Source organism: bacterium (genome assembly GCA_024224155.1).
GTDB lineage: Bacteria > Acidobacteriota > Thermoanaerobaculia > Multivoradales > JAHEKO01 > CALZIK01.
This window is the reverse complement of sequence record JAAENP010000225.1, coordinates 1-2,656: the sequence shown is the minus strand read 5'-3', so window position 1 is coordinate 2,656 and position 2,656 is coordinate 1. Positions and strand designations below refer to the sequence as shown.

Sequence of the window (2,656 nt, the reverse complement as noted above, 5' to 3'; positions counted from 1 at the left end):
ACGAAACCGACGGTGTTTTTCTCGCCGCCGGGCCCCAGATTCGCGCCGGGGCCAAAGTCGCCGGCGCCTCGGTGCTCGCCCTCACGCCAACAGTGCTCCACTACCTGGGGTTCCCGGTCGCCAAGGACATGGACGGCAAGGTGCTTGACCGGGTCTTCCTGCCCGAGTTCATGGAGGAGAACCCGATCCGCTACGTCCCGACCTACGAGGACGAATCGGGCGAGGAAACCCCAGCGCAGATCGAGGACTACGATGCCGACGAGCAGGCCGCCAACGAGCGCGCCCTGAGAGCGCTCGGCTATCTGGGCGGATCGGAGGAAGCAGAGCCGGACTCCGAGCTGCCCGCGGGCGAGGCCGGCGAGTCCTCTCCCGAGATGCACAACAACATGGGACGGATTCATCTGCGTAACGGCGAGCCGGACAAAGCCCGCCGAGAGTTCCAGAAGGCGCTCGAGCTGGATCCTTCGAACGCCGAAGCGCTGCTCAACCTGGCCAACATCCACCGCTTCGAAGGCCGCGTGGCCGACGCCGAGCATCTGGTGCGCCGCGCTCTTCAGGTCGATCCCAACTCGACCGGCGCGCTGTCGCAGCTCGCCGAGCTGCGGCGCGATCAGAACGATCTCGCCGACGCGATTCGGCTGTTCGAAGAGGCGCTCGGGATCGACAACTCCCAGCCCTTCCTCTACATGGGCTACGGCGACGTGCTGCAACGCGCCGGCCGCTTGACCGACGCCGAGGCGGCCTTCAAGAGCGTTCTCGAGCTCGAGCCCGACTCGTTCAAGGCCCGCTACAACCTGGGCGTTACCTACGGCAACCAGGACCGAGTCGACGAAGCGATCACCATGTACAGACAGGCGCTCGAGATCGATCCCAAGCACCCGGAGGCGACACTGGCCCACAACAACCTGGGCGCGATCTTTCTCGATCGCGGAATGATCGATGAGGCCCGGACAAGTTTCGAGCAGGCGGTCGCGCTCGGTCCCGGCCACGTCGAGTCCCGCTACAACCTGGCGCTCATCTACAGCGAGAACGGTCGTATCGAAGAGGCCGTCGAGCTGCTCGAGCAGGCCGCCCGGCTCGCGCCCGATCACGAGGTCATCAACACCGGCCTCGGCATGGCCTATCTGCGCCTCGGCCGCGCCGAGGACGCCTACAAGAGCTTTCTGCTGGTTCGGCGCCTTTATCCCGCGAACTGGCGCGCCCCTCTCGGCCTGGCGGTGCTTCACGCGGGTTCGGATCAACCAGAGGTGGCGAGGAAGTTCCTGGCCGCGAGCCTGGCGAGCGGCGGCGGGGCGGCGCGTGCCGAGGCGGCCGGCTATCCGGTGTTGCAGGACCTACTTAAATAACCGGCCGCCGACACGCCGAAATGCTCCGCCCCACTTAGAAGCACTTCCTTGCCCCATCCCGGCGGGTAGGCAAGAACCAGTGGCAGTTACCCCAGCAGGCATATTCCTGACGTCAGAACCGGCGTAGCAAACTCTCCCGGTCTCAGTCAGATACGCATCGCTGCGGTCGAAGGGACGCCCGAGCGGCTCCCACACCACCCATCCAGCGCCGGTGTTGGACCCAAACCACCCCACCCGACCGGGTATGGCGCCCTTTCCAAAGAGAGTACTAATTTTGAACCTCGACAAAGGCACACCTGGGAAAACCCAGGGTCGCAAAGCCACGGGTCTTCGCCCTCCTCCCCGCATGGCTGGGAGCAGAACCGGAAGGACTGCAAGATCGCCGGGCTGCCGACGACAGCGTGTTCTTTCAAAGCTCTGGATGGGAGGCGAGCCATGAAGCGTGCGAAGAGTGTCAGCCTGATTGCGACCGGTTTGGTCGTCGGCCTGCTGCCGATTTGGACGGTGGTCGAGGGCCGTGCGTCGGCGTCCGGTGACTCGAGCCAGCGGAGCTACGCCTCGGCGCAGACCTCACGCGCCGAGCGGGCGGAAGAGCGGCGTCAGAGGGCTATCGAGCAGCGCGAGAAGGCCATGGAGGCCGAGCGCGAGCAGATTCGTCAGATGGCTGCCGGCGCCGCCCACGCGGCCGCTCCTCGACGATTTCGCGGCTCGGTCTCGGCCCTCACTCCGAGCTTCAACCCCGCCGATCGCTCACTCACGATCGACGGCGATTTCGAGCTGGGCTCCAATAGCAACGTCTCCAAGAACGGGTACCCTTGGCTCTGGAACGATGCCGCAGGGAACCAGGGAATGGGTTATAGAGCTCTGGAGTCGACCACCAGTGGCTCCTACAATACCGCCGTCGGCTACTACGCCCTCAATGGCACCACCGAGGGCACCTTCAACTCGGCACTGGGCGCCTACGCGCTCGAGTCCAACGAGGTCGGTGAGTTGAACAGCGCCTTCGGGTTCGACGCGCTCTCGAACAACACTTTCGGCAGCTACAACAGTGCGTTCGGAGGCTACGCCCTCACCCGCAACACCACGGGAAGCAACAACGTCGCGGTCGGGCACACAGCGCTCTACTATACGGACGGGGCCTCCACATCTTTATACGGCAGCTATAACACCGGGGTCGGAGTCAGCGCTCTATTCTCCAACACCATCGGCAGCTTCAACACTGCGGTGGGAAGGAATGCTCTCTTTTCCAACACTGACGCGAGCCTCCTGACCGCGGTCGGGGAATCCGCCTTGGCGAGCAATACGACTGT

At 64.6% G+C, this 2,656-nt stretch carries 2 protein-coding genes and 1 riboswitch; both genes read left to right on the top strand.

Features of this window, described 5'->3' with window-relative positions:
- On the top strand, window positions 1–1,346 hold a 1,346-nt coding region (locus tag GY769_12295), incomplete at its 5' end, for a tetratricopeptide repeat protein (GenBank protein ID MCP4202701.1).
- 279 nt (window positions 1,347–1,625) lie between these two features.
- Window positions 1,626–1,741: riboswitch (cyclic di-GMP riboswitch) on the top strand.
- 40 nt (window positions 1,742–1,781) lie between these two features.
- Window positions 1,782–2,656 (top strand): hypothetical protein (locus tag GY769_12290; GenBank protein MCP4202700.1); only part of this gene is annotated, 875 nt, incomplete at its 3' end.